Consider the following 26,000-nt stretch of genomic DNA (forward strand, 5'->3'; position numbering starts at 1 on the left):
AGTTATGTTTGACCGAGCGCAAAAACTAAAGTACACCTATGCTGTTTAATTCCATTGATTTTGCCATATTCTTACCAATAGTTTTTGTTCTCTATTGGTTTGTTACTAATAAAAATCTCCGGCTTCAGAATATCTTAATCGTCAGCGCTAGTTTTCTGTTTTATGGCTGGTGGGATTGGCGTTTTCTGCTACTACTGATCGGCAGTATTATTGTTGATTATTTGGTTGGCTTAGGTTTAGCCAATCAGGAAAATTCCGCCAAACGCAAATTATTTTTATGGATAAGTATCATCGCCCAAATTGGTCTTCTGGGATTTTTCAAATATTATAACTTTTTCCTGGCTAGCTTCATCGACGCCTTCACTTTCTTCGGCGCAGACATCTCGGCCAATTCCCTAAACATAATTCTTCCGGTCGGAATCAGTTTTTATACCTTTCAGACGCTGAGTTACACGATCGATGTTTATAGGAGAAAATTTGCACCTACCCGGGACTTTATTGCCTTTGCTGCATTTGTTAGTTTCTTCCCTCAGTTGGTGGCCGGGCCGATTGAGCGAGCTGCTAATTTATTACCCCAGTTTTATCGCAGCAGAACCTTCGATTATGCCAAGGCGACCGATGGTCTAAGGCAGATGTTATGGGGATTGTTCAAAAAAATTGTCATCGCCGATAACTGTGCTGTCTATGCCGATATGATCTTCAATAATTCTGCCAATTATTCAGGTAGCACTTTGGTCTTGGGAGCGCTGTTTTTCACCTTCCAAATTTATGGTGATTTTTCCGGGTATTCCGATATAGCTATCGGTACAGCCAGACTATTCGGATTTGATTTGATGAGAAATTTTGCATTTCCTTATTTCTCGAGAGATATTGCCGAATTCTGGCGGCGTTGGCACATCTCACTCTCGACTTGGTTCAGAGATTATGTCTATATCCCACTGGGCGGGAGCAGAGGCAGTACCTGGACAAAAGTGCGTAATATCCTGATTGTTTTTTTGGTCAGCGGGTTGTGGCACGGGGCCAACTGGACCTTTGTGGTTTGGGGAGCGTTGCATGCCACCTATTTTTTACCCTTGTTATTGTTGGGTAAAAACAGAGACCATCTCGATACAGTCGCCCCAGGGAAACTGCTGCCTTCATTAAAGGAGGTTTGGGCCGTAAGCGCTACCTTTTGGTTAACTGTGTTTGCCTGGATATTTTTCCGTGCCCAAAATATGCACCATGCTCTGAGTTTTATCTCTCAGATATTTTCCAAATCACTCCTGACTGTTCCAGATTTCCCTATGAGACTCAAGGCCCTCGTTGTCTTAGTGTTGGTGGTGGGGTTTCTGATAGTGGAATGGGTAGGGAGAGGGCAGCAGCATGCCCTGGCTAATTTAGGAGGGAGTTTATCGCGACCGCTCCGGTGGAGCGTCTATTTGTTTATTATTCTGATCATTATTATGTATATGGCAGCGCTGGGAAGCCCCTTTATTTATTTTCAATTTTAAATAAAACCGTGAAAAAATTTCTCAAAGATTTAGCGTTATTTATCGGCCTCACTCTGCTGATTTATCCAGTTTTAGTGATAGTTTGGGGTGAGCTAATTCCGGGACGCTTAATTTTCAATTTAAATTATCCTCGCGGGGGCTATGGGCATACTTATTCTCGGATTCACGAAATTGATCAGTATCCCAATGTTGACGTGCTGTTTGTCGGATCATCGCATGTTTATCGGGGGTTTGATACCCGCATATTTGCTGCCCACCGGATCACTTCATTTAACCTGGGTTCCAGCTTGCAAACACCCATCCAAACTAAACTATTACTGGAAAGATATTTGGACATTTTTAACCCCAAACTGATTATTTATGAGGTGTGTCATGACAGTTTTTCTTCCGATGGGGTGGAGTCGTCTTTAGATATAATTGCGAATGATCGGATAGGTTGGGACACTTGGCAGATGGTGGGGGACACGTTGAACATAAAAACCATTAATGCGCTTATTTTTGGATTGTATAAACAACAATTTAGCTCTAATGCGAATTTTATAGAACCAGCCACAAAGAACGGAGACACTTACATCTCTGGCGGTTATGTCGAGAAAACATCAGCCTACTATCAGCCACAAAAACATACCCTCAGCTCGTGGGTATTAAATAGTAAACAAACTAAAACCTTCCGCCAAACTGTTAATATGATAAACGAGCGCGAGATAAAGTTGTTAGTAGTCCAAGCTCCCGTGACCAAGATTTTATTTGATTCGTATGCGAATAATAACGAGATTGATGCCTGGTTTAAGGAGTTGGCGCCATATGTCAATTTCAATAATTATTCTCAACTACAGCTATCTGATACCCAACACTTTTATGATGATCAGCATTTAAACCAGATTGGAGTAGAATTATTTAATAATCAACTGATAGATTATTTATTCAGCCATGCGTTGGTAAATCAAGAGCTTCGATATAGTTTCGTGGATATGTTTTAATAAAGGTATGAACCATTCAACATCACAGGGACCAGTTTGTCAGAGTTGCGGCATGCCGCTTCGTAGATCGGCAGATTTTGGCACTAACGAAGACGGCAGCAAAAATGAGGATTATTGCCGTTATTGTTGGCAAACAGGCGCTTTTACCGAACCGAAGATCACCATGGATCAGATGGTAGATAAAGTTGCCCAGATGATGATGGAAATGCAAGGAATTTCCGAAGATCATGCCATTGAAATGTGTGTGCATTTTATCCCAAAACTCTCCCGCTGGCGGAAATAAAAAAATACCCCAGGCTAAATACTGGGGCATTTTGTTTGTAAGAGAGGAAAATCAGAATCAGGCGGCTGCGGTATTCTTCCCCTGTTTCTTCGGCGGCGGGAAGAGTTTTTCGCGGTCAATTTTAAGCGCTCGCGCGAGCTTCTCTTTAGTCAGTTCCATCGGTTCAGATAGCTGATTCTCCGCGAACGAGATGGTCACCTGGCTCACGCCGCTAACCTTCGCCAGTTCCTTCTGAGTCATCAATCTTTTGACTCTGTAATCTCTCAGATAGTTCAATGTGCTCTCTTCCTTTGGCTGTCCAGTGTCGGTGGCGGACAGCATGGATTTAGTATACGAAAAATCAGCTCTCAGTCAAGTATTTTGCTATAATGAACCTAGTATATACTAGATAGAGATATTTTCATGAAAATAGGGATTTTTGATTCCGGCTTAGGAGGCTTGTTGCTCACGCGCAGCCTGGTTGAAGCGTTACCGCAATACGATTACGTTTATTTAGGCGATACTGCTCGAGTGCCTTATGGTAATCGTTCTCAGGCCGCTGTCTATGAATTTACCAAGCAAGCCGTTGAGTATTTATTTAACCAGGATTGCCAACTAATTATTTTAGCTTGCAATACTGCCTCAGCCGAGGCCTTGCGTAGAATCCAGCAAGAATATCTATCAAAACATTATCCAGAGCGGCGGGTATTGGGAGTGATTATCCCAACTGCCGAAGCGACTGTAGCCGAACATCCCCAAAAAATAGGCGTATTAGCGACTACCAGCACGGTTAATTCAGGTACATATCTTAGAGAACTGCATAAATTGGATTCGCATCTTCAGATTGTTCAACAAACCGCCCCCTTGCTGGTGCCTTTGATTGAAAATGATGGTTTACAATGGATCGAGCCTATCTTAGAGAGCTACTTAAAGCCGCTGCGAGAAGCGCATATAAATACTCTGATTTTAGGCTGCACTCATTATCCTTTCATTAAGGATTTAATCAGACAAAAACTGCCGACCGAGGTGAAAGTGTTATCGCAAGATGAAATTATTCCAGATAAACTGCGTGATTACCTGGAGCGTCATCCCGAAATTGATCAGTTGCTGGCCAAAGGCGGGGAGAGGAAATATCTAGTCACCGATTTAACCGAAAACATCCAAACTCTCGCCAAGGATTTATTTGGGTCAGAAATTATATTGGAACTAGTCAGTTTAGAATAAATCAGAATCGGTAGCCCATGCTATACCAAGGCTTCCGTCTTCGCATCAGCTGCGCCGGAATATGACGCAGGGCAGTCTTCGCTTTTATTTAATATATGGCGAAGCCAGGCGTAGCTTCCGTAAGGAAGCGAAGACTGGAGCGGGATACCAGAATCGGACTGGCGCCTCAACCTTGGGAAGGTCGCATTCTACCACTAAACTAATCCCGCACTATTTTCTGTCAGTTGCTCTAAATGCTAACTACTAAATGCTAGATGCTATCTCATTATACCAATTGCCCCAACTACTAGGTTGGAGAAATTAGTTTAATTGGTTATATTGGATAGAGTTACGTTGTAGCTCTTTTCCTTTTTGTCGCTGGTTTGGATAGTGTTTTCCGGCATTTGGCGCAGACCAGTGCAGATGTCCGACGGCCACCTGCGGTAGTCGTCATCTTAGCCAAATTAGGCTGCCAAGTATGCGGAGTATGCCGCTTGGAGTGGCTCACATTGTGTCCGGTTTGCCGACCCTTGCCGCAGATAGTACAGATTCTACTCATAGTCTTTTCTTTAACTTTCCCCAGCTTATCAACTTATTCGATAATTCGCAACTATAATTTTATGCTGCTAGGCTCACTTTCTTTCACTACCATCGTGTTTGCTATCGTTGCCCTGATCATTGCTATCACGGTCCACGAATTTTCCCATGCCCTGATTGCTACTTGGATGGGTGATTCCACGGCTAAATTATCCGGCAGATTAACTCTTAATCCGTTAGCTCATCTCGATCCGGTTGGTTCAGTGGTGTTATTGATCGCTGGATTTGGCTGGGGCAAGCCGGTGCCTTATAATCCGCATTTTGTCCGGCGGGGAGTCTGGGGCGAAGCTCTGATAGCTTTAGCCGGGCCGGTTAGTAATATTATAGTAGCCGCATTGTTTGCTTTGCCGGCCAGAATTTATTTTATGCAAACTGGGCAATTAGCCGATGGTAATATTTTTAAATTCTTGGCCACGGTAGTGGTGCTCAATGTCGCTTTAGCCGCTTTTAATTTGTTTCCCATTCCGCCTTTGGATGGATCTAAAGTTTTGTATTTAATTTTAGATCGGCTGACCTTCGGTAATGTAGATTGGTGGCCGAATTTTGAGCGCATGGGACCGATGATTTTATTGACTTTATTGTTCGCCGAGCGGCTATTCAGTATCAACATTATTTTTAGGCTCCTAGACCCTATTATATTTTTGATCAACTGGATTACTGGCGCTAGTGGCCCAATTTTTTAGATGAGTTTTGCAGACGTAGTGTTGACGCTATTTGTTTTGGCAATGGTAAAATAAAAGTACTCCATTGTATTCGCTAGCAATTTTGACCCAACAAAATTTCTGATACGGGATCCCTATATCGCCACGGTCCTATTAGCAAGTTGTGTCTCAAAAAATACGACTTCCTAATCGGGCTGTGGTTGCGGGAACCCACCTAGTTTACTAGGATCAGAATTTGTCTGGCGAATCTATGGAGCTTTTAATATTCCCCTCCTGCCGGAGGAGGGGTTAGGGGAGGTGGGAGTATATATTCCCCGAGCGGAGTCGAGGGGCTACCTTTGATTTTGTAAAATCATTAAAACATTTTCTTGTTACCTTTCCAGAAAGGTAACACCAAAGCTTCAGGCAGTCGTCGAGGCTATGAAATGGCAAAAATCTCTGGGTGTTCTCGCTAAACTCGCCCTGCTGGGCTCACACATAGCTTCACCCACAGAGATTTTACTCATTTCATTACCGCCTCTCCTCCAATGCCCGTTTTAGAACTGCAAAACCAGTGGCTCAATAATCCGTCGGATGGCGGATTGGGGCGCTGGAGCCGGAGGAGGGATTCGAACCCTCGACTTGCTGTTTACGAAACAGCTACTCTACCACTGAGTTACTCCGGCATATTCATACACCTAAGATAAATATACTATACCAATAAAAAAGAGCGCTACCTTACTCAAGGTAGCGCTATAATTGCAAACCTAACAATTACATTGCTCTTACAGTTTTTACAGGCAGATTGTTCCCCTTCGATGTGCGGATATTAGCCAATTTGGCTATTTCCTTGAGATCTGCGTCCCAGTCGATGGGTCTGTTCAAGGTCGTACTGACTAAGTCAGCGGCCTGTTTAATGCACTGAAACAACTTGAACAGATCTACATTAGCGCCCTTCCAAATGTTTGCGACGTCTTGGTTACCAATCGCCAATGTGGTTTTGGTGTTATTGCGTGAGCATGCCTCTGGCCAAAGCAATTCCACAAGACAATCACCATCTACTAAAGGAAATTCTTCCTCCCGCCACTCTATGAATGGGTCTGTGGTGGGGGGATGAATGTGCACTTTTGCGTATCCACCCGTATTGACGCTGAATAACGCATCCCGGCTGAATAACCTATCAATCACATTGTCCTTGGGTATCGATTGATAATTTAAGAAGTTATTCGTCGGAGGCAATATAGCAACGTTTATGAATTCGAGAACGGGACCATACCAATCCCTAAAAATGTTTCCCCCGACGCGCGTATCACGGAAATGAATCGTTACTATTAATTCTCCCTCTCTCTCGGATACTTTTTCTTGCAGGCCGATAAGAACTTGGCGATGTTTGTTGTACTCGTCCTGGTCAGGAATAGGATGAGCATATCGATCCAAAAACTTATCAATAGCTTTAACCCCATGATAAACCTTCGTTTTATTGCTAGGCATTTAAGCCTCCTTTACCTGTTCACAGGTAGGTACTTTCTAATGTTAATATGCGAGAACATCTTATAGTATCAAAAATAACCCCGCTGGCATAGACGAATACCCAAATTACAAACCGAAGCACGCAGTGCTGTTTGTAATTTGGAGAGGAGCAGTGACAAAGCGTTTATGACTTTTGCAAAACTAGCAAAAGGATAAAGTGGAGTCCACTGCGACGATGGTCGGGGTGCCGAGATTCGAACTCGGGACCTCACGCCCCCTAGACGTGCGCCATAAACCACTAGGCTACACCCCGTATTTTCAATATATCTCTCAGAAGTCTATGGCCAGAACCTTGTTTGAAGTATGTCTCTCTTTGCTTGGCCTGGGCTCGGGTATCATAATCTTCTTGATAAATTATCTTCCATGGACCGCCTATTTTCTTAGTATAACTAGATATTCCCTTGTTGTGAGCGTCCAGGCGATTACTTAGATTAGCTGTCTGGCCAATATATATCTTACCCTGGCTATTGGCAATGACATAGACATAATACATATCTATTAGTTAGCCATAAATTCTGCTGTACAGCAGAACTACACCCCGTTTATCAATCCTATTTAATCATATCAGGTGTTATTATATAAACATGCAAAAATACATTCTTTATACAGATGGGGGGGCCAGAGGCAACCCGGGGCCGGCGGCGGCCGGGGTGGTGATTTATGATGCACACCTAAAAGAAGTTGATAAATTCGCCCATTATTTGGGAGTAGCCACGAATAATCAAGCGGAATATCAAGCGCTGATTTTAGGGCTGGGCCGGATTCAAAAACTGGTGGGCGATGCCCATAAAATTGCCGAAACTGCGGTGGAAGTATTTATGGACAGCGAATTGATCGTGAAACAACTCTCCGGCGAATACCGCGTGAAAAACAAAGACCTAAAACCGTTAGTGGCCAAAGTCGAAGAATTGGTAGCTAAATTCGCGGCAGTCAAATTCCAACACATTTTCCGCGACAAAAACACTCTCGCCGATAAGTTATTGAATATCGAACTGGATAAACATACTGTCTAAATAAAAAACGGGCAGGAGTCCCGTTTTGAGTGAGAGAGGGAAGGAGAAGAGGAGTGAAGACTAGGAGGTTTTCGGATTGGTTGAAGGAAGGTAGGAAGGAGTTCCCATCTCTCACCCGAAAAGGGAGAGTCCTGCCGTTTGAAGGTTCATAAGCTTTCGCTCATCCCTATTATAGCAAATCAATTGTTTTACAATCCCCATTGCAAAAATAAGGCGGCCGCCCAGTTTGATAGTAAGAAAAATGCAGACTCAGTAGGTTTAGTTGAGTATAAGAGGAATAATAAATTAACTAATCAGGATGAGGCTACGCAAAAACGCTATAGCGTTTTTGCGTAGCCAAGGGGAGAGTGATGGAAAAATGGGGGACGAAAAAACCCCGATTTCATATCAGGGTTTAAAACCAATTGCAAAGTACGAGTTTGACGGTGACAAAAGGAATGTCTCTCCTGTCCTTATGCGATATTGGTGCTATCCTGTCCGGTGACGCCCCCTCCTCCATCAACTATATATAGGATAATTCCACCAGCAATATTGCTGTTATAGTTGAAGGAAGTGGTAAGTTGGATACTCCCATCAACCCAGGACTTAGGGTCAACAACACTATTAGGGATGATAATGAAATATGCGCCGCTTCCATCCGTCATAGTAGAATTGTCGTCGATAAAAATCTGGACACCGGGTACCCCTGCACCATCAATCTGGACATGGCCAGAAATGATTATGCCGGAATCATGGAAATTAAGAACAGTATTATCATACCGATCTTTTGCTGTGACATCTAGATAGATCGATGATCCTTCGCTGATTTGGGATTCAGCGTCAACGTCGAAGAAATTTAACGTTCCGTAGGGGATTACTTGTATAGACGGGCTGATACTTCGGGATCGTGGTGCTGTGTACCGATCAGAGTACCCATCGACTCGTATAATGAAAGCCGAGGTTTCCGTTCCTGAAGGTATTTGCCAGTTAATACTGGCAATCTTTCTGGTTTCGCCAATTGGCGACCAGGTTTCTCCGTCATTGGTCGAATAGTCGATAGTATAACGATCGACTATTGTGACAAAATCCCAGGAAATAATAATAGGCTCTCTTGAGATGAGTTGCCCATCTCCGTCGTCGGTAATTACAACCGTTGCTCCAGTATTGACAGGAGGAGTGACGGGTTCGTTACCACATGATACTAATCCAATGATTGCCAGGCAGAGCCCGGCGGTGATAAGAAGAAAGTATCTATGCATCGAATTGCCTCCGTGGGCATAGCCAGGCAGATGTCCTGGCTGCGTTTTTTTTGATAGCCGTGTTCTCCGGAGAATTCCTTGAGCGCGGCGGTCTGCTCGTTAGTTGTCATGCTGAATTTATTTCAGCATCTCCAGGGAGAGATCCTGAATCCGAACTTGGCCTTATGGACAGTCGGTCCAGGATGACGAATAGGGAACAGAATGCCGGGCTCAAAGGATGTATGTCAAAGGACTGAATTTCTGACTAAATATTATATCAAAAATGGGCAGAAGTCAAGAGTTTTTGGCTCTGGGAGAGGATAATTTATATACAATAACCCCTCCTTTCCTCCCCTTATATTAAGGGGAGGTTGGGTGGGATGGTTTTATGTTGACAAGGAGAGTGATTTGTAGTATAATAATATAATTACTTTATAGAGTTCCTTGCGGAAACAAACATCAAAATGGCTCCAAAAAGCAAAAAGAATAACCTCTTGTCGGTAACCCCTCGACTACACTCGGGGAATAAAAAATTATACGATCCTGGACAAGCCAGGATGACGGGCAGAGTAAGTAGGGTGCTGTCGTGGGTGGTGATGGCAGTGTTGATTATTCAGGTGGTGTTTCCGGGAGGATTGTTTGATTTTGCTGTCCAAAGAACTTATGCTGCTACAACCTTAGGCATATCGGCGCCCATTGCTTCTACAGAGTGGGTTATTGGGGAAAATAATACCATATTATGGACAACTGTCGGGGATGTTCCAAGTTATTTCAAATTGTATTATTCAACCGACAGTGGAGGCAATTGGGCTTCAATAGATGATTATGAGGCCTATACAGGTAGTCCTCAGTTCTATCTTTGGACAACGCCGGTAGTGGCTAACGCAGGATCACAAACACATCAGGTTAAGGTTGAGGCGTACGATGCCGGGGATGTTTTATTGGCGACTAAAAGTACTGTCTCTTACATAATTGATTATGGGCCACTAGATAGTTTTGTTGTAGATGTTGAACCTCAAATAAGCGAGGGATTGTCGGTTTATTTAGATGCTACAGCCAAAGACCAATATGATAATACTATTTTGAATTTCTCTGATTCAGGTATGGTTACTCAGGGCTACGTGAGGATTGATGGTATGGGAGTGCCTAATGTCATGGTTACTGTAAACGGTGATTCAAACTTAACAAACGGAGATGGCCTTTTTAGTATTGTTCAGCCTCAACCTTCTGGATGGTCTTGGGCTAATGGACATGCTCAAATTGTTACTTATTTCACTTATGATGAAGGTAATATTGGAGATGGAGGTGGAACAATTAGTTATGATTTAAACGCCAAAGGGAATGATACCACTAATGTAGTAGCTAATCTAGTTCTTATGGATGCGCCGACATCGGCTTCCAGTTTTGTAATCGGCTCGCCTGGGAACAGCATCACTTTTCGGGCAGGAGGAGAAACAAGTATTGACCATTTGGATTTGGCGTATTCGCCAAACAATGGAGGTAATTATTACACGATTGAAAATGGAGTGGCGGATGGAGCGATGCCACAGACTTACAGTTGGATTGTTAACAACGATACTCCGGGCGCGCAATGGAAAGTCCGCGTGCAATCCTACGATGCTACGGATACCCTGATTGCGACCGGGACCTCGGATGCCTTTACGGTGGCCTACGGTGCTGTGGCCAGTTTTACTGTAGCTGCTCCAGAAACAGCTAACATCAACCAATATTTTAGTTTGACGGTAACTGCTAAAGATACATATGGAAATACCATTACTACATTTAGTGAAGCCACAGCGATCGGGTCTTTGCCCAGCAATATCACGCCAACCACTATCGGCAACGGTACCACTACTGGCACTTGGTCGAATGGAGTAGTCACATATAACGGTTATCAAATCAGCGGGACAGGAGTACAAACCATTACCGCGACTTATGGCAGTGCGACCGGATCTGATACTATGAACATCATCGGTGGGGGATCTACTACCGTGATTGGTTGTACGGAATCAATGGATAAAAAAGCCCCGGCTTCGGCGGTAGTAGGGATTTTAGATGCCAATAACATTATCCAACCCATGCCGGCCACTACTTACAAAACTCCCATGACAGTAGTGGCGGAAGCAATCGATCCCGACCAAGGTTTGGTGGCTGATGGTTGTCCTTTAGGTACGGGTGTAGCTGCAATTGATTTGCAACTTAAAAAAGGCGCCGGTGAGTATATTGCCCAAAGCGGGGGAATGTATATGGTCCCACCTGCCAATGCCAAACCCGGTTATGATTATTACAAATGGATTATAGATATTCCGGCAAAGGAATTTACGACTTATTATTTCTATTCGTTAGCCACTGATTATGATGGCAACGCCGAAACCGCCCCGAGCATGCCAGGTTATGATACGTTGACGCTAGTGGATATGCGCCGGCCATATGTGATTAGTACCAATCCGCTTAATAGCCAAACCGGCGTGGCGAATAATATGCCCATCCAAGTGGTATTTAATATGCCCATGAATACTGCTTCGGTCTGGAGTGCCTTTAGTATTACTAAGCAAGGCGCTGTAGTGCCGGTGGATTTGCGTTGGTCAGCTGTGTGGTCTAATAACAACCAAGTAGCAAGTTTCCGTCATGCCACCGTATTCGATTACAGTGGAGTTTACACAGTAAAAATCGATCCGGATATTGCTACCAATGCGAGCGGAGCGCCTTTGGATATTACCAACCCTGATGCAGCTCCCATGCCATTCTCGTTTACGGTAGCGGCGGGTCCACAAACCAACCGACCTTATTTAGCCACTTCAACTAAAGTAGTTAATTTAGCGATTGCACCGGTCGGAAGTTTACTTACTTACACTATCGTTTTGCGTAATACCGGCACGGCCACGGCCAATGTAGTGTTTACTGATCCTATTCCTGTCAATACAACTTACGATAATATGGTGACCAATGCAGTTTATGACGCGGTGGCTAAGACTATCCGTTGGAGCGGTACTATCGCCCGGGGTCGAACTTGGACCATTACCTTCCGGGTCAAGATTAATACGGGAGTGGCTAATGGTACTGTTATCGAGAATAAAGCTACCTTCAGTGATGGAGCTGGCAATACCTTTGACCGGTATGCCAACACCACCGTTAACACCGTGCCAACTTCCAAGGTCATTGGCAATTTAGTGGACGGAACTCTAATCACCCCGATGCAGGGCTATACTTACGCCTCGCCGTTAACGGTGGTGGCGCAAGCTCCCAATGCCTCTTCCTTGCTCACGGTAAATTTGTATTACCGAACCAGCGCCACGGGCGATACTGTGTATAAGAATTTCGGGCCAGGTACAAAATATCAAGATTTGCCGGATGGCTCCGCTTATTACAAATGGGATTTCCCATTTGCTGAGGGAATCAGTTTGACCTATTATTTTTACACCCGAGCTACCGATAGTTATGGCAATATCGAAAATGCTCCCAGCAGCTATGATGCCTATACTCGGGTGAATACGATTCGTCCGTATATTACTTTGACCACACCTGTGCATAATGCGGTTAATGTGCCAATCAGCGGTACTTCTTCTTATGTCCGGTTGACTTTTAGTGCAGCCATGGATCGGGCTTCGGTGATTAGTGCTTTCAATTTCAGTCGGGTGGATGGCAAGCCGGTGCCTGATTTCCAGTGGGTAGCCACTTGGAATACTAGCAGTACCCAGATAATTTTGCGTCATGCGAGCGTCCCATTCGAATATAAAACTCAATACCAAGTATCGGTTGATCCGGCTATTGCCAAAGATGCTAAGGGAAAGTACTTAAATAACGCTGACAGCCGGTCCAAGCCCAATCCCTTTACTTTCACTACGGCTATTAAACAAGCTCCGGATCTGACTGCCTCGGTTAAATTAGTAGACAGTCCGACAGTTCAACCCGGAGCCTTGCTCTTGTTCACTATTAAAGTGGATAACAGTCTAGGCACCGTATCAGCTCGGGTTACTTTGACGGACCCGCTGCCGGCCAACACTACTTATGCCAATTATCGGTTTGGAGGACTCAATTACAATGCCACGACTAAAATATTTTCTTGGAGCGGGACTGTTCTGGCCGGGGCTTCGCAAACTATGGGATTCCAGGTGAGAGTGAATACCCCCTTGGATAATAATTTGAATATCACCAATACTGTCACCCTTAAAGACCAGACTAATCCGGCCATTGCCAAACAAGCTATTAGTATTGTCGGATCGACGCCCAATTGGGCTACCTCGTATCTCAAGGTTGATTTACCACCCGAGCGGACTGACGGCAAAGTCAAACCAGGTGACACCATAACCTACACTACTTATATTGCCAATACGGGTGATATGAATGTTAGTAATCTAGCTGTTGTCACTGATGTGCCAAATCATACTAAATATGTTGATGGTTCTGCCACCGGCGGTTTGGTTTATGATTCGGCCACAGATACTTTGCAGTGGACAGGAGTTCTTAATGTTAATCAAAATAAAACTTTTACTTATCAAATCAAACTGAACAATAATCCCGATGAATTTAAAGCACCCAACAATAAAGTCTTTACCCAGATTGATTTAGCAGATGGAGTGGACGGGTATGTTATGGAGAATACCACCATGGTGGATGTCCCAGAAGACACGACCATTAAACCACCTCGGCCTAACCCGGCGCCGTATATTACCGATCAAATCCAGCCGGCGATGAATGCTACTAGTGTTAAATTGCTGAGTTCGGTTGTGGTGCCTTTCTCTGAAACCATGAATACTGATTTTCTGCAATACGAAGTGATGTTGGGGGATTTACAAGTCGATGTCAGTAAATGGGAAGCCACATGGTCGGAAACAGGGGAACAAGTAACCCTAACGCCGCCAGCTCCCCTAGATTCTGGCGAAATCTATACCATTCATATCTTAGAAGCGCTTGACCTGCAAGGATCTGGGCTGATCACCGATGGACCCGTGCCAGATAACACCTGGAAATTTACCACTGTCCGGCCGATGTTGACCTTCTCTCAACCCGAGGGGCCGGTATCGTTCTTAGCCGGTCAGGTGAGTCAAGAAATTATTCTAAAAGTGGTAGATTGGATTAACTTTAATGCTCTGGGTGAATCTCCGGCGTATCTGCCCTACACTGTCGAAGGTATGCAAGACCTGGTGTTAAATCTAGAAACCACTAGCACAACTGGACGGATGGGTGCTACACCCACAGGCCCGTTCTATACCAAGACCTGGGGACCTTGGTCGGGCAAACCGGCTGATCCGAATGCTTATCTAAAAATTCCTGTGGGCGGAGATGCAGCTTCTTTCTACTACACCGACGTTGAGATCGGCTTTAATTCTTTAATGGCGGCCGACAGTAACACCCAAGGCTATGTCGTGATCGATCCCGAACGCAAACCGGTGATTACTTCTACCACTAGCAGCGATATTGATCAGATCTATTTTGGCAGCGATCCGCAGCGGATTCCGGTCAGTTCGTTTAGTAATCCGATTATCTTTGGCATCACTAATCGAGATAAACAAGTGGAATTAGAGGAGGGCAGAAGCTTCCTGTTGCACAGTACTTCCACTACCGGCCGGTTCTATACCAGCGATAAAAATCTGATCACCGAGGAATATGTAGCCAATACCAACCAGGGTCGGCAAGTTTTCTATCGCCACTACATTCGCACTACCACAATGACAGAAACAATTTACTATAAAGATTCTACCCCGGGATCGTATAGCCTGACTATCGCCGATGGTAATAGCGAACTGGGGGTTGCCGGAGTGGTGATCCAGGCTGGTATTGCCCAAAGTACAGGCCAGAGCATGATTGTTCTACCTTTAGATATCACCGATTGCGAGGAAGGTGATTGCGAATTAGACGAACTGATCCCAGTAGACGATGATTCTGGTAGAGTATTGGATAAAATTGTCATTACTCCTCAGGATGTTACGCTAGTTCCGGGAGCAGCTAAGATCTTTAGCGCAACTGGTTACGACCAAGACGGCCAAGAGATAAATGAACTAGTCTTTAGTTGGTATGTTATTGCCGGCGGGGGAACTATTCTGAAAGCCGGATCAATAGATAATAACCACAACAGCAGATTTATCGCCGGTAAAATTCCGGGAGTTTATTATGACACTGTCATGGTGGCAGCCTATTACAACGGCAATATTTTGGCTGACAACGCTACTGTCCGGGTGGCCCGGGTCATCAATTACGGAGCGCCCGGCACCTTGCCTTCCACGGGTCCGAACGGCATCCAACTATTATTTATGATCTTGACGCTGATTTCAGCCGTGGCTTTAGCGGCGGTAGAGCATTACGAAAAAACCTATCTGACTAAGAAGCAGCAACCGGCTAGATAAAAAACAGCCCTGATGACAAATGTTTCTTTATAGCCGATGCTCCGGCAAGAAAACCATCAGGGCAAATTCGGGAAGGGGGACAGGCAGGATCTGGCAATCCTACCACCCTCCGGGGTTTAATAACTAAAAATAAAGTAGGTGATCAAGTGCACAAGGTGCTAATTCACTAATTCATTGCCAGTATAACAATAATGCCATTCCAGTCAATGTTATGATAATGCTGTGAAACTTATCGCTACCAACAAATACGCCAAAAGCAGTTACGATATCCTGGACAAATTCGAGGCGGGCTTGGTATTAACTGGGCCGGAAATTAAATCCATCCGGAATGGGCAAGCGAGCTTGAAGGGGAGTTATGGCAGATTACGAGGGAGTGAGTTGTGGCTGACTGGAGCGCATATCGCTGCCTATCACCAAGGCGTGCCCGCAAATTACGATCCCTTACGGCCGAGAAAATTACTGCTGAAAAGATCGGAGTTAAATAAGTTAATTGGCAAGATTCAAGAACAGGGGCTGAGTTTGATCCCACTTTCTTTATATATAAAGCACAATGTGGCAAAGGTAGAGATTGCCTTAGCACGGGGCCTAAAAAAATATGACAAACGGGCCAAGATCAAAGCCAAAGAAACCGCCAGAGATATTCAGCGCAAGATCAGGCGAAAATAGTCCGTTATTACTGTTCGAGTCCGCCATCCGCCAGCTGGCGGGAGTGGAAACTGAGAACTAATAATCAGATTGTTAGTAGTTCTCGCTTTGCCTGCCTGCCGGTAGGCAGGCTCGAACGGTAAAAGGCCAGATTTGCGATATTTAGCCCCTAGAGCCAAAAACTATTGACATATCTATCAAAAATAGAGTATTATTTTTATACTGTGCATCGCACATTTACATAAATATCGGAAGGGAAATGGATGTCCCTCAGGGTGAGATCGAGTGGAAATGAAAAATCTAAGACCCTTAAGGAGGTCCCAAAATGGAATTAGTCCCAGTAATTGTGACAATGGTCGCCTTGTTGGTATTAGCTGCCTTGGCTACGGCTGTTGCCAAGGCATTCTCAAAAAACAATACCGTTGGAGGTATTGTCGGATTTGCAGTATTCCTAGCATCCATTTTATTAATGGGAATGGGAGAAATTAAAACTCCCTTAACCGATTGGACTACCAATCTGGTCGCGGTGGTTTCCCATGCTGCTGCAACAGCGCCCAGTACTGCTCCAGTAAGTGTCCGTCGGATGCCAGACCCTTCACCAACTCCATCACAACAGGATAATCCCGGGACAACAGCTGTTCCTGAAACGCCTGCTGAACCAACGACTGCGACAGATCGATCAGAAATGTTCGATCTCGGTAGTGGTGTTGTTGGTTATTTCGATGACGATACTCCGTACACGGAGTACATTGTTCAACCTGGTGATAATCTATATCGGATCGGGCAGAATTTCGGTATCGATGATATTGAAATTGCAAACAGGAATGGTCTCCATATCGGTAGATATCAGATCTATCCTGGCGATGTTCTAAAAATTCCCAAATAACTACGGAATTTTATTGAAAATTGAAAGACCCCTTGAAAAGGGGTCTTCTTATTGCTAAAAGCAAAAAAATAACTTACTATATCTCCTGCATGGGGCTGTCTAGCTTCGACAGTGAATCTTGATTTCTAGGGGTAGCATGTCGTTGATGTCTTGCAACGTTAAACCAGACAAATCACAAATGCCAAAAACGCATTTAGCATGCCTCAAATGAGGCTTGCGCCAGTATTTGCCTAATTGCGAATACCGCTTCTGATTACTCTGCTCGAGTGTTTTCAAGAGGCGTCATATTTTCGAGCTGCTGAATTAGCGGTTACGGCTAACTCTTAAGACTAATGTAACTTAATTTGCCACCGTCTTTGTTGGTTTGTGGGTGGCAAATGAAAAGACTCAAACTGACTAAGCATGTAGCGACTCTTGGAAATTATTCTCTGGACGGGGGTGCGAATCCCCCCAGCTCCACCAAAGAAAAATCCCAGACCTTGTGTCTGGATTTTTTCTTTGTGTGAGTTGAGAGGGTTGATTCGCACCCTGGGAAAGGGGTCGGGGAAACGGGAGTTTCCCCGTGGTGGAGGCAGACCACCAGTATCACTGGTGGGCGTCGGAACCGCAAGGGTCCGAGGAGCCCCGATTTAGCATCGGGGCGACGGGTGCCATATCCCCCCAGTTTCCAACGGCTCATCGTTGAGCCGTTGGATAATATATATAGTTGGAACCTGATAAGATAAAACTATGATTATTATATTCTTTGAAGCCCATGGCACAACTCTGGATAATGAAGCTCACTTAGCTTCCGGGCATTATGATGTGGAGTTATCCGATCTTGGCAGAGAACAGGCGAAGCAGTTAGGTGAACGTTACCAGGATAAACATATAGATGCTATTTTCTGCTCGGATCTACAGCGGTCATACAAAACTGCAGAGATCGCTTTTAAAGGCAAAGACATTCCCATCATCCAAGACGCCAGATTAAGAGAATGTGATTATGGAGATTGGACAAGACGTCCCAGCAGTGATGTAGAAGCTGAAAGAGGGAACAGGGTTTCTGTTCATTTCCCGAACGGCGAGAGTTACGAACAAATCTGCGACAGGATGAAGGATTTCTTAGATGAATTAAAAACTAACTATAATAACAAGACTGTGCTAATCATTGGGCATAGAGCTACTCAATACGGATTAGAGCATTGGATTAAAGGCATTCCTATTCTAAAAACTGTGACAGATCCGTGGCAGTGGCAACCGGGTTGGGAATATCAATACTAAACCTGTTCTCCTGTAGTCAGTTTCCTATATCCTCTAAGATGCACCGCCAGTAAAATCCGTTTCTGGATTGACTTTTTGATAGATAAAGCTACAATCAGTGCATAATTCCTGAGGATGTTCCCAGGTGGTCTGACTTGTCAGATATCAGCACCTTTTAGGAGAACCGACCCAATGAACAAGGTGGCAGTTTTGGGCTCTGTCGGACAGACGGATGACCTGGAGAAGCATATCCAGCGGTGGCTTGATAAACACCCCAACGCCACAATTGTGGCAATCAGCCAGATTGCCTGTGGTGAGCCGATCAGTGGTAGTATCCATACTTATACCACCATCATCTACAAAGATGATCAGTAATAAGGAGTGATGCAAGTCAAACCTCTCCCGCAGTAGCCAGTCTACAAAACATCAAGCTCCGAAAGGCATCGGAGCTGTTTTATTTTCCCTCAGATAATTTTCCACTTCCCTGGCCGTGTCCTGCGGACCTGTTTCCGTGGGTAGGCATTCAGAATGCTCCGCTAGTAAAAATTATTCAGATTGTTTATTTAGGATCTGTGATAATTTGTCATACTTGGCTAGAGTTCGGTCAAACACCTGTTTAATCAAATCAGGGAAATGGGCTTTTAGTACTTCCATGCCTTCCGCCGTAATTCCACCCGGAGTAGCTACTTGCTGGGGGACACTAGCTAAATCATTTTCCTTTAAGAAGGCTTGAGATGATCCAATAAGTGTCTGCAATGCAATTTCTCCTGCTATCTCCTTGGGCAAACCCCTTGTAACGGCTTCTTGGATGACTGTATCAAGCATAAATGCCCAGAAAGCAGGGGCACAGCTAGAAACATCGGCGGCTAATTCAAACTTAGATTCATCCAACAAGAGGGGATGACCCACCAGGTTAAGCAGACTTAATATCCTGGATAGTTTATCAGTCTTTAAATTCTCGTGAGCAGCATAAAGAATAATACCCTGGAACACCTTTTGGGTATAGCTTGGAATGATTCTAATAACTTGGTCACCAACATGTTTAGATAACTGGCTGAGCGTAACCCCTACTGCAATAGAAACCACCAGTTTATTGCTATCAAAACCGAGATCTTTTATTAAAGATATAACCTCAGTGGGTTTGACGCAAATAAATACCATATCAGATTGATTGATGGCTTCTTGAGGAGTTTTGACTACCTTGACTCCCTCTGGCAATCTTTCAGGGTTTAGTAGAGCAATATCGTTGATGTATAAGTTTTGACCAGAAATAGCCCCACTATTTACTAGAGCATTGCCCAATAAAGACCCCATTCTGCCAAACCCGATAAACCCTAACTTCATAACATCCATTGTTTTTACATTATTAAAGCAATACTTCACCGGGGAGATGCTTGCCTGGAAATCCGGAAGCCATTACTGCTCCATAAGCCCCAGTATTTAAGATTGCCAGTATATCTCCAATGTGAATCTCGGGCAGCTTTCTATCTTCTCCAATAAAATCTGATTGGAGGACAGAATTCGAGCAGATGGTATATTTCTGATGTTTTCCACCTTTACCATCAGCTAAAACTATCGGATGATAGCCGCCAGAGTTGCACCCATAGACAAATGGACGGGCAAAGACACCGAATCCGGCATCACAACCAATTTGTGTCCAACCGTCCAGGTGCTTGATACTAGTAACTGTGGTTAATAAAGTGCCGGCATTACCAACTAAAGATCTGCCAGGTTCTATTTCTAAGATGATTTCCCTTTTGAAATGATTAGACAATTTTTCCGTTAACTGGGATAAATGTTTTCCAAGACAAATAAAGTCAAACTCTGATTCAGTTGGTTTCATTTTTACACCAAAGCCTCCGCCAAAGTTAATAGACTCTAGATCTGGTAGGAGTTTAGCTGCCCCTCCCAGCTCTTTAGATAAACGGATGAAAGGAGCCAAGGATAACATATTAGAAGCTATGTAGCCATGTATACTAGTGACCTTAAGTCCTGATTTCTTGCAAAGATTTAGTATATAAGGAAAATCTTTTCGGTTTATACCAATCCGTTTCTTGTTCTTTAAAGCATTAGTGGCATGGGCTGGAGGTGACCATCTAAGTTGGTAGCGAATGCCTATTTCTGGATTCTTAGACTTTATGCTTTTAGCTAAAGAACAGTATCGCTCTATCTCTTCCTTGGAATCAAAGTTAATAAAAAGTCCTTTCTTGGCATACAACAGAAGATCATTGTCAGATATGTTGGTAGTGGTAACTGTAATAGAATTTGGCTTAAAACCAGCCGCTAAGGCTTCATCCAACTCTTTAGGAGAATTAACCTGAAGACCTGCCCCCAAGCCTTTCAGGATACTTAATATCCCAGAGTGATTGTTCGCCATAACGGCATAACGAATCTGGAAAGGCTGGTAACTAAAGCTGTCAACGATCTCTTTATACTGTTTTTCTAGCACTTTCTGGTCATAAACATATAAAGGACTGCCAAACTTATTTACTAAGTCACGGGCAGTGTATTTGCTAATTTTGAGCTGTGTATGTGCCATTTTTATGTCTTTCTCCTGCATTATACTGCCAAACCTAATTGACCAAGTATATCTAATCTGTTCTCCTATAATGGTATATTATAGATATTCCATAGGAGTCTTGGAAGGCTCCTTGAAAAAAAGGTGAAATTGTGAGTGAAATCCAAACCTTGATCGATAGGTACGATACTGGTTTAGCAGTGATGATCTACTATCATCGCCATCAGTGCCTGCCTCCCGAGTTATCTCTGTCATTTGCTGAATGGAAGGGAATCTGGTTAAATTCCCATGATGATCAGTTGGGGCAACTGGCTTTCGCCAAAATGATGGAAGCGCCTGCTTCTCTTAGTGAGCTAAGAAACGCCTATCGGTTGGCTGTCGCAACCCGCAGCGGTCTAGAAAAACCTATTCTTACCAGAATAGTCGAGGCCTCCAATACTCTCGAAGAGTTGGAAGATGCTTACTATGCGGCCGTTCTGGCCGAGAGTGATTTAGAACAACAGTCTGCCCTTACCAAAATAGGCAAACTTGACCTGTCCTCGGCCGAATGGGCAAGTTTTGTCTATGCTTCCGAATTCGATGACCTAGAGGAGCTCGCCTTCACTAAGGTGTGCGAAACTGCCTCTACTATAACCTGGCTGTTGTATATCTATGAGAATCCTCCCGAGGGGAGTGAACCGGACCAGTCTGTTCTCGCCAAGATAGAAGAATTTAACCTTTCGCTCGACGAATGGAAGGAAATTGCTGAAGTTTCCGGAGGCGTGCTAAATGATCTGGCTCTGAAAAAGATGGCTAAATTGGAGACCGCCTAAGTTTCTATTTCACTGCCTTAAAGCTGGGGTAAAACCCGGCTTTTTTAATACTTGAATGTAATCAGAACCTGATAAGATAAACCTATGAGCAACTACGAGTTTCTAAAAGAATATCAGCAACTCCAATATCAGATTATGTTTGGAAAACTTACTGATTTGGGCTTTGCCTCAGTTAGCTACTGTGAAGACGATAAATCGGCCTGGTGGAACCAGGCTCTGATAGAAAATGAGATTACCCCAGAACAGATAAAAGTCATTGAGCAAACCATGATTAGCCAAAGCAGAACGCCTGTCATCTATTTTGAGAACAATAAATCCGAATCATTTATAGACCTACTAAAACAATCCGGCTATAAGTTTGAGTATGAGGATTCGTGGATGTTCCATGCGGGTGAAAATATTGATTATGACAGATCTCACCATGTGAAAAAGGTGGAAAATGAAGAAGATTTAAAGATATTTATCGACACTTTTGATAAATGTTATCAAAAAGATGATCCCCAGAACCCCTTTGGTGAATTGGGAGATTATCTCAAAGCTACAGCTAGAGCCTGGAAAGCCCACCATTCCACCAACAGAGTAGAATACTTCATAGTTTATAAAGATAACCAACCCGTGGCCGTGTCTACGTTGACCAACTTGAAGGGAGGCGGATATATCTCTAATGTGGGGTCTCTGCGGGAAGTCAGGGGAGAAGGGTTTGGCAAGACAGCTACATTATTCGCACTAGAAAGATCTGTAGAAAATGGCAATACCATTCATTACTTGGCTACTGAGGCAGGAACTTATCCCAATGAGTTTTATAAAAAGATTGGATTTACAACCAGATTCACCGCAGTGGGTTATAAAAAAAGTTAATAAGATAAATATATGGACGAAATTATAATCAAAGCCAGAGAATACACTGTTAGTGAGTTCGAAAAGTACGGATCCCCTGTACTGCTTCTTGATTTGGCAACCCAAGTAGCTACTCGATTAGCCACCGCTTTAGAGGCAGACGTTGACATAACAAAAATGGGTGCTTATTTAATGGACTTGAAACTCGGAGAGGCTAAGAGGGATGGTAAACGATCAGAACACGCTCGGTTAAGTGCGGAAAGTGGAGCAGTATTTCTGGAACAGTTCGGGTTGGCAGATGATGTTAAAAATAAAATTATCAATTGCATCGAAGCTCACCATGGAGATGTTCCATATAAATCTATAGAGGCAGAAATTTGTGCTAATGCCGATTGTTATAAGTTCCTTTCTCCACGAGGTTTTTTAATTGCCTTTGCCTTAACGGGTAAACCGAATGCTGGTTTTGATGAGCATTTAGATTCTATAGAAAAGAAACTTGATGAAAAACACTCCATCCTGTCATTAGATATTTGCAAAGAAGAATTAGAGTTACACTATCGTGCATTCAAAGAGTTGATAGCCCAGTCTCGGCAGAAGGAATAACAGGTAGTTCTTGCCATCTGTTCTCCTGTAACCAAGTTCCCACTTCCCGCCAGTGATCGGGCAGGCATCCAGAATACAGCTGTTATCTTGTGGTCTGAGAATTGACAGCAGGCCAAAATGCCAATAAAATGGCTCCAGAACATTAAAATCTTTCAATCAAACAGGCAGGAGGCCTGACATGACACAATCACTTCATTATACCTGTGTTGTCGGTGTCTTCTGCGGCACCGACGGCGAGTTAGCCTCGCTCCATTCCAGTAAGTATGCGTGCCCCCTTGGGTTGTTGGTAATGCTGACGGCCTTAAAGAGAGTTTACCCAGAGATAAACGCCATCGTTTATAATTTGGAGGTAACTTCGGGGGAGGTATTGCGTCGAGACATTGTTCAATATATTTCGGAATACGGCCAAGGGCATGTTTTAGTCTGCATGACTTTGACCGCTGGCAATGTTCCTCAATGTATGAGATGGGCACAAGAGCTGCGCGATCTTGGCTGCCATATTTTTATAGGCGGGCCAGAAGTAACTGCAGTTACCGCTCCCTTCTACGCTAAACATCCATTTATAAATGGATGTGTCGTGGGTGGAGGCGAAAATATTCTGCCGATTATTGTTGAGCAAGGCTTCGGAGTCGGAGAGAATATTTTTACAAAAGAGCATTCTCCCAACACAACAATCTGGCATCCTTTTGACTTTGTTAATGCAGGGGTAGATTACAATCTGCTTTATGCCTTATCCAGTCATAAGGGAATAAGTGCTTTATTCGCCGGCGACTGCGCTTTGACGGCCACCGGGCAACGCTGCGTCTTTTGTGGCAGAGCAACGATGGGTCATTCCAGTCGTCCCGATCCTAAAGTATTCTGGGATGAATTGGAGACAGCCCACGCAGCAGGGGTGGATATTATTTATAACACCGCTGATACTGTGGGAGTATACCCAAGGGAGTTTAACGAATTGGCCACCGCAGTTCCTACATGGCGACAGCAAGTGTTAGCAGAAAAGCCGGAACCCGAACGCTGGATGAAGGCCTTTATGAATGCGACTCAACTCACGGATGAGTTTTGCTACTGCGCTAAGGCAGTTGGCGCCCGGTTCGCTATTGGCGTTGAATCCCTGACCGATATTCAAATTGCCGGTAAGGGCAATACCCAGATCGGCCACATCGAAAGAGCGTTCCAAAGGGCCTCTCGATTCGGAGTGCCTTTGATCGCAACTTCGATTGCTGGCTTACCGGGAACTGGGTCAGAAAGCTGGGAGGCCGACACGGAAGCGATGCTGAATTTCTATACTTCTTATGCCGCTGATGGCACCTTGGTCTGGGTAACCCATTCCCCCTTGTTGATTATTCTGGGGTCCAGATTATTCCTGCAAGTATTGGAGAAGATGGGTTTAAGCGCACAAGATCCGACGTACTGGCCGCGAGAAAGCCGATGGGAGGCCTATAACCCCATTCGCATGACCGCATATTATTACGACCAGTTCTGTGGCGGGTCCTATGAAGAAGCAGTCCAGAGCGTTTGCGGATTCTTGGAAAAAGCCAAAGGAGTATTTGGTAATCGGATTACTCTCGATTCTAAGGGAATGGATCCGGATCTCTGGCTGCTCTACGGCGAATCCTTGAGATCTTCTGTTTGATTCTGTTCATTTTTAAGTAATTGACCGACCCCGCCTGATGGCGGGGTTGTTTTTATAATAAAATTCTGATGCATAAACTCTTTGCCAGAGGTGATTTTATGGTATTCTAATGTATAAAGCAGTTACCCTGATGGTAAATCCAAACCTGCTTTGAACATTGAGGCAATCATATGAGTGAACAATCCGAAGGCCCTAGTGATGGATCTATGGGTCATCATATGAGGGTACCGAGAGACAAGATGATCGCTGTCGCTAACTTTTCTGTCGGCGAAGTTATGGGCAAAGCCGCTTCGTTTGGCCTTGACCTTGGGAATCACCATGGAGCATATCTAACCATATCTGCGGCGAGACCCGGAGACACAGGTCTTTTTTGGTTAGTTGATCCTCTACTTGTCAACGAAATTACCAACGGATGTGATGAGAAGTACAAAGGATTCAGCCAATCCAAACCAGTGTTCTTACTTTCCCGATTCTCTATCTATGGCGAGAGGTTAAGTTCGCAAAGCAGTAAGCTGTCCGGCGGACAGCCTCCCGGAGCAGTAGTAGGTGATAGTGATGAGGATGGCGAATTCTACATCTTTTCCTTATCCGGCCTGCCTCCAATATGCGATGAGACAGCTATGCTGCTCACCGCAGTTAGGTTAGGATTCATGAGTATGGTCACGGCTCGTGAACTTGCCGCTACTGTATTTAATGATTTCTTCCTAGGAAACCAGTGGGCGGCACTCGATAACTAATCGGCATTAACCGGTGTGACTAAAGGGCGGGAACTGCAAAGTTAACCGCCTTTTTTAATAACTCAACAAAGCGGGAACCTGATAAGATAAAATTATGCCTGATTCAGTAGATAAATTAGCTAAGATAATTTGGGATTACCATCATATGCAACATCAGCTTCAGAAATCTGATTGCATTGTGGTTTTGGGTAGCCAAGACACCCGGGTGGCTGAAAGGGGAGCGCAATTACTATTAGAGGGATGGGCGCCTCTTATAGTTTTTTCCGGCGGTTTTGGAAGGATTACTAAAAATATATGGAAAGAAACTGAAGCGGAGAAGTTCAAACAAATTGCCTTAGCTATGGGCGTACCTCCGGACAAGATATTAGTTGAAGACACATCTACCAATACAGGAGAAAACATCACCTCTGTTAGAAAACTACTAGAAAACAAGAGTATCGATATTAAACGGATAATCGCTGTGCATAAACCTTATATGGAACGTAGAACTTATGCCACTTTTAAGAAATTATGGCCAGAAATAGATGTCTTGGTTACTTCTCCGCAGATAGCCTATGAAAATTATCCTACTGCAGAGATTTCCGAAGAAGATGTCATCAACATTATGGTCGGCGATCTGCAACGGATTAAATTATATCCAGAGATGGGGTTCCAGATCAGTCAAGTAATTCCTGATAAGGTGTGGTCTGCCTATGAGCAACTCGTAGCCTTAGGTTACAGCAAGTGTTTGATTAGGAAATAAGAATATGATTGATGAAAAATTTGTTAAGCTTTAGAATCAATCAGCCGGTGAAATTCCGACTGTTTAAATAC

At 44.1% G+C, this 26,000-nt stretch carries 23 protein-coding genes, 3 tRNA genes and 1 other RNA gene; 18 read left to right on the plus strand and 9 right to left on the minus strand.

The genetic code is table 11. The annotated features are described in order from the left end of the window. The first annotated feature begins 38 nt into the window (after window positions 1-38). Genes WC805_03145 through WC805_03155 form a run of 3 tightly spaced genes read left to right on the plus strand, consistent with a single transcriptional unit; the run spans window position 39 to window position 2,753 of the window. Window positions 39-1,490, plus strand: a complete 1,452-nt coding sequence (locus tag WC805_03145; GenBank protein ID MFA5967477.1) for an MBOAT family O-acyltransferase — start codon at window positions 39-41, stop codon at window positions 1,488-1,490. Window positions 1,491-1,498: 8 nt separating this feature from the next. Continuing rightward, on the plus strand, window positions 1,499-2,470 hold the full coding sequence (locus WC805_03150; protein MFA5967478.1) for a hypothetical protein: 972 nt from the start codon (window positions 1,499-1,501) through the stop codon (window positions 2,468-2,470). 7 nt (window positions 2,471-2,477) lie between these two features. Further along, on the plus strand, window positions 2,478-2,753 hold the full coding sequence (locus WC805_03155; GenBank protein ID MFA5967479.1) for a zinc ribbon domain-containing protein: 276 nt from the start codon (window positions 2,478-2,480) through the stop codon (window positions 2,751-2,753). Between the two features lie 57 nt (window positions 2,754-2,810). Here WC805_03155 and WC805_03160 read toward each other — a convergent pair whose 3' ends face one another. After that, entirely contained in the window at window positions 2,811-3,029 is a 219-nt protein-coding gene (locus tag WC805_03160; GenBank protein ID MFA5967480.1) for a helix-turn-helix transcriptional regulator, read from the minus strand. 126 nt (window positions 3,030-3,155) lie between these two features. Between WC805_03160 and murI the strand changes: the two genes are divergently transcribed. Continuing rightward, window positions 3,156-3,956, plus strand: a complete 801-nt coding sequence (gene murI / locus WC805_03165; GenBank protein MFA5967481.1) for a glutamate racemase — start codon at window positions 3,156-3,158, stop codon at window positions 3,954-3,956. Between the two features lie 135 nt (window positions 3,957-4,091). On the opposite strand, the gene WC805_03170 is transcribed toward murI, so the two are convergent. Beyond that, window positions 4,092-4,165: transfer RNA gene (locus WC805_03170), tRNA-Gly, on the minus strand. A 119-nt stretch (window positions 4,166-4,284) separates the two neighbouring features. Beyond that, window positions 4,285-4,494 (minus strand): 50S ribosomal protein L28, encoded by a 210-nt coding sequence (rpmB, locus tag WC805_03175; protein MFA5967482.1) that lies wholly within the window; start codon window positions 4,492-4,494, stop codon window positions 4,285-4,287. Window positions 4,495-4,555: 61 nt separating this feature from the next. Here rpmB and WC805_03180 point away from each other — a divergent pair, with 61 nt between their 5' ends. Then, a complete protein-coding gene (locus WC805_03180; protein MFA5967483.1) occupies window positions 4,556-5,215 on the plus strand; it encodes a site-2 protease family protein in 660 nt (219 codons plus the stop codon). 569 nt (window positions 5,216-5,784) lie between these two features. Here WC805_03180 and WC805_03185 read toward each other — a convergent pair. The 3 genes from WC805_03185 to WC805_03195 form a co-directional block, all read right to left on the minus strand. After that, a tRNA-Thr gene (locus WC805_03185) sits at window positions 5,785-5,859 on the minus strand. Window positions 5,860-5,947: 88 nt separating this feature from the next. Continuing rightward, window positions 5,948-6,664: a hypothetical protein gene (locus WC805_03190; GenBank protein MFA5967484.1), complete on the minus strand. Its 717-nt coding sequence runs from the start codon at window positions 6,662-6,664 to the stop codon at window positions 5,948-5,950. A 215-nt stretch (window positions 6,665-6,879) separates the two neighbouring features. After that, window positions 6,880-6,956: transfer RNA gene (locus WC805_03195), tRNA-Pro, on the minus strand. A gap of 331 nt (window positions 6,957-7,287) precedes the next feature. On the opposite strand from WC805_03195, the gene WC805_03200 reads away from it, so the two are divergent. Further along, window positions 7,288-7,716, plus strand: coding sequence for a ribonuclease HI family protein (locus WC805_03200; protein ID MFA5967485.1), 429 nt, complete (start codon window positions 7,288-7,290; stop codon window positions 7,714-7,716). A gap of 452 nt (window positions 7,717-8,168) precedes the next feature. Here WC805_03200 and WC805_03205 read toward each other — a convergent pair whose 3' ends face one another. Beyond that, window positions 8,169-8,954: a hypothetical protein gene (locus tag WC805_03205; GenBank protein ID MFA5967486.1), complete on the minus strand. Its 786-nt coding sequence runs from the start codon at window positions 8,952-8,954 to the stop codon at window positions 8,169-8,171. A 443-nt stretch (window positions 8,955-9,397) separates the two neighbouring features. Between WC805_03205 and WC805_03210 the strand changes: the two genes are divergently transcribed. The 6 genes from WC805_03210 (at window position 9,398) to WC805_03235 (ending at window position 18,422) form a co-directional block, all read left to right on the plus strand. Beyond that, a complete protein-coding gene (locus WC805_03210) occupies window positions 9,398-15,277 on the plus strand; it encodes an Ig-like domain-containing protein (protein MFA5967487.1) in 5,880 nt (1,959 codons plus the stop codon). Between the two features lie 222 nt (window positions 15,278-15,499). After that, on the plus strand, window positions 15,500-15,943 hold the full coding sequence (gene smpB, locus WC805_03215; GenBank protein MFA5967488.1) for an SsrA-binding protein SmpB: 444 nt from the start codon (window positions 15,500-15,502) through the stop codon (window positions 15,941-15,943). A 304-nt stretch (window positions 15,944-16,247) separates the two neighbouring features. After that, window positions 16,248-16,808: a LysM domain-containing protein gene (locus WC805_03220; protein ID MFA5967489.1), complete on the plus strand. Its 561-nt coding sequence runs from the start codon at window positions 16,248-16,250 to the stop codon at window positions 16,806-16,808. 91 nt (window positions 16,809-16,899) lie between these two features. Continuing rightward, window positions 16,900-17,270, plus strand: a transfer-messenger RNA (tmRNA) gene (gene ssrA / locus WC805_03225). 267 nt (window positions 17,271-17,537) lie between these two features. Further along, on the plus strand, window positions 17,538-18,068 hold the full coding sequence (locus WC805_03230; protein ID MFA5967490.1) for a histidine phosphatase family protein: 531 nt from the start codon (window positions 17,538-17,540) through the stop codon (window positions 18,066-18,068). A 171-nt stretch (window positions 18,069-18,239) separates the two neighbouring features. Beyond that, on the plus strand, window positions 18,240-18,422 hold the full coding sequence (locus WC805_03235; GenBank protein MFA5967491.1) for a hypothetical protein: 183 nt from the start codon (window positions 18,240-18,242) through the stop codon (window positions 18,420-18,422). Between the two features lie 171 nt (window positions 18,423-18,593). On the opposite strand, the gene WC805_03240 is transcribed toward WC805_03235, so the two are convergent. Both WC805_03240 and WC805_03245 read right to left on the minus strand, forming a co-directional pair. After that, window positions 18,594-19,391, minus strand: coding sequence for a pyrroline-5-carboxylate reductase (locus tag WC805_03240; protein ID MFA5967492.1), 798 nt, complete (start codon window positions 19,389-19,391; stop codon window positions 18,594-18,596). A gap of 22 nt (window positions 19,392-19,413) precedes the next feature. After that, window positions 19,414-20,586 (minus strand): hypothetical protein, encoded by a 1,173-nt coding sequence (locus tag WC805_03245; GenBank protein MFA5967493.1) that lies wholly within the window; start codon window positions 20,584-20,586, stop codon window positions 19,414-19,416. A 131-nt stretch (window positions 20,587-20,717) separates the two neighbouring features. Here WC805_03245 and WC805_03250 point away from each other — a divergent pair, with 131 nt between their 5' ends. The 6 genes from WC805_03250 to WC805_03275 all read left to right on the plus strand — a co-directional run bounded on the left by WC805_03250 (window position 20,718) and on the right by WC805_03275 (window position 25,929). After that, window positions 20,718-21,377: a hypothetical protein gene (locus WC805_03250; GenBank protein MFA5967494.1), complete on the plus strand. Its 660-nt coding sequence runs from the start codon at window positions 20,718-20,720 to the stop codon at window positions 21,375-21,377. A gap of 84 nt (window positions 21,378-21,461) precedes the next feature. Beyond that, entirely contained in the window at window positions 21,462-22,235 is a 774-nt protein-coding gene (locus WC805_03255; GenBank protein MFA5967495.1) for a GNAT family N-acetyltransferase, read from the plus strand. Between the two features lie 12 nt (window positions 22,236-22,247). Then, window positions 22,248-22,817: a hypothetical protein gene (locus WC805_03260; protein ID MFA5967496.1), complete on the plus strand. Its 570-nt coding sequence runs from the start codon at window positions 22,248-22,250 to the stop codon at window positions 22,815-22,817. Window positions 22,818-22,995: 178 nt separating this feature from the next. Then, window positions 22,996-24,450: a radical SAM protein gene (locus WC805_03265; GenBank protein MFA5967497.1), complete on the plus strand. Its 1,455-nt coding sequence runs from the start codon at window positions 22,996-22,998 to the stop codon at window positions 24,448-24,450. A gap of 218 nt (window positions 24,451-24,668) precedes the next feature. Beyond that, entirely contained in the window at window positions 24,669-25,187 is a 519-nt protein-coding gene (locus WC805_03270; protein MFA5967498.1) for a hypothetical protein, read from the plus strand. A gap of 94 nt (window positions 25,188-25,281) precedes the next feature. After that, the gene (locus WC805_03275) at window positions 25,282-25,929 is read left to right on the plus strand and encodes a YdcF family protein (protein MFA5967499.1); all 648 of its coding nucleotides are present in this window, start codon (window positions 25,282-25,284) and stop codon (window positions 25,927-25,929) included. The last annotated feature ends 71 nt before the right edge of the window (window positions 25,930-26,000 follow it).

It is taken from the genome of Patescibacteria group bacterium (assembly GCA_041659905.1).
In the GTDB taxonomy this organism is placed as follows: domain Bacteria; phylum Patescibacteriota; class Kazan-3B-28; order Kazan-3B-28; family UBA10110; genus UBA10110.

Bases quoted from the DNA above. Each gene is read 5' to 3' on its own strand.
- WC805_03205 (MFA5967486.1), bottom strand. From the start codon at position 8,954: ATGCATAGATACTTTCTTCTTATCACCGCCGGGCTCTGCCTGGCAATC.
- WC805_03180 (MFA5967483.1), top strand. From the start codon at position 4,556: ATGCTGCTAGGCTCACTTTCTTTCACTACCATCGTGTTTGCTATCGTT.
- WC805_03270 (MFA5967498.1), top strand. From the start codon at position 24,669: ATGAGGGTACCGAGAGACAAGATGATCGCTGTCGCTAACTTTTCTGTC.
- WC805_03155 (MFA5967479.1), top strand. From the start codon at position 2,478: ATGAACCATTCAACATCACAGGGACCAGTTTGTCAGAGTTGCGGCATG.
- WC805_03245 (MFA5967493.1), bottom strand. From the start codon at position 20,586: ATGGCACATACACAGCTCAAAATTAGCAAATACACTGCCCGTGACTTA.
- WC805_03235 (MFA5967491.1), top strand. From the start codon at position 18,240: ATGAACAAGGTGGCAGTTTTGGGCTCTGTCGGACAGACGGATGACCTG.
- WC805_03200 (MFA5967485.1), top strand. From the start codon at position 7,288: ATGCAAAAATACATTCTTTATACAGATGGGGGGGCCAGAGGCAACCCG.
- WC805_03240 (MFA5967492.1), bottom strand. From the start codon at position 19,391: ATGAAGTTAGGGTTTATCGGGTTTGGCAGAATGGGGTCTTTATTGGGC.
- WC805_03255 (MFA5967495.1), top strand. From the start codon at position 21,462: ATGAGCAACTACGAGTTTCTAAAAGAATATCAGCAACTCCAATATCAG.
- rpmB (MFA5967482.1), bottom strand. From the start codon at position 4,494: ATGAGTAGAATCTGTACTATCTGCGGCAAGGGTCGGCAAACCGGACAC.
- WC805_03275 (MFA5967499.1), top strand. From the start codon at position 25,282: ATGCCTGATTCAGTAGATAAATTAGCTAAGATAATTTGGGATTACCAT.
- murI (MFA5967481.1), top strand. From the start codon at position 3,156: ATGAAAATAGGGATTTTTGATTCCGGCTTAGGAGGCTTGTTGCTCACG.
- WC805_03220 (MFA5967489.1), top strand. From the start codon at position 16,248: ATGGAATTAGTCCCAGTAATTGTGACAATGGTCGCCTTGTTGGTATTA.
- WC805_03265 (MFA5967497.1), top strand. From the start codon at position 22,996: ATGACACAATCACTTCATTATACCTGTGTTGTCGGTGTCTTCTGCGGC.
- WC805_03145 (MFA5967477.1), top strand. From the start codon at position 39: ATGCTGTTTAATTCCATTGATTTTGCCATATTCTTACCAATAGTTTTT.
- WC805_03260 (MFA5967496.1), top strand. From the start codon at position 22,248: ATGGACGAAATTATAATCAAAGCCAGAGAATACACTGTTAGTGAGTTC.
- WC805_03190 (MFA5967484.1), bottom strand. From the start codon at position 6,664: ATGCCTAGCAATAAAACGAAGGTTTATCATGGGGTTAAAGCTATTGAT.
- WC805_03230 (MFA5967490.1), top strand. From the start codon at position 17,538: ATGATTATTATATTCTTTGAAGCCCATGGCACAACTCTGGATAATGAA.
- WC805_03210 (MFA5967487.1), top strand. From the start codon at position 9,398: ATGGCTCCAAAAAGCAAAAAGAATAACCTCTTGTCGGTAACCCCTCGA.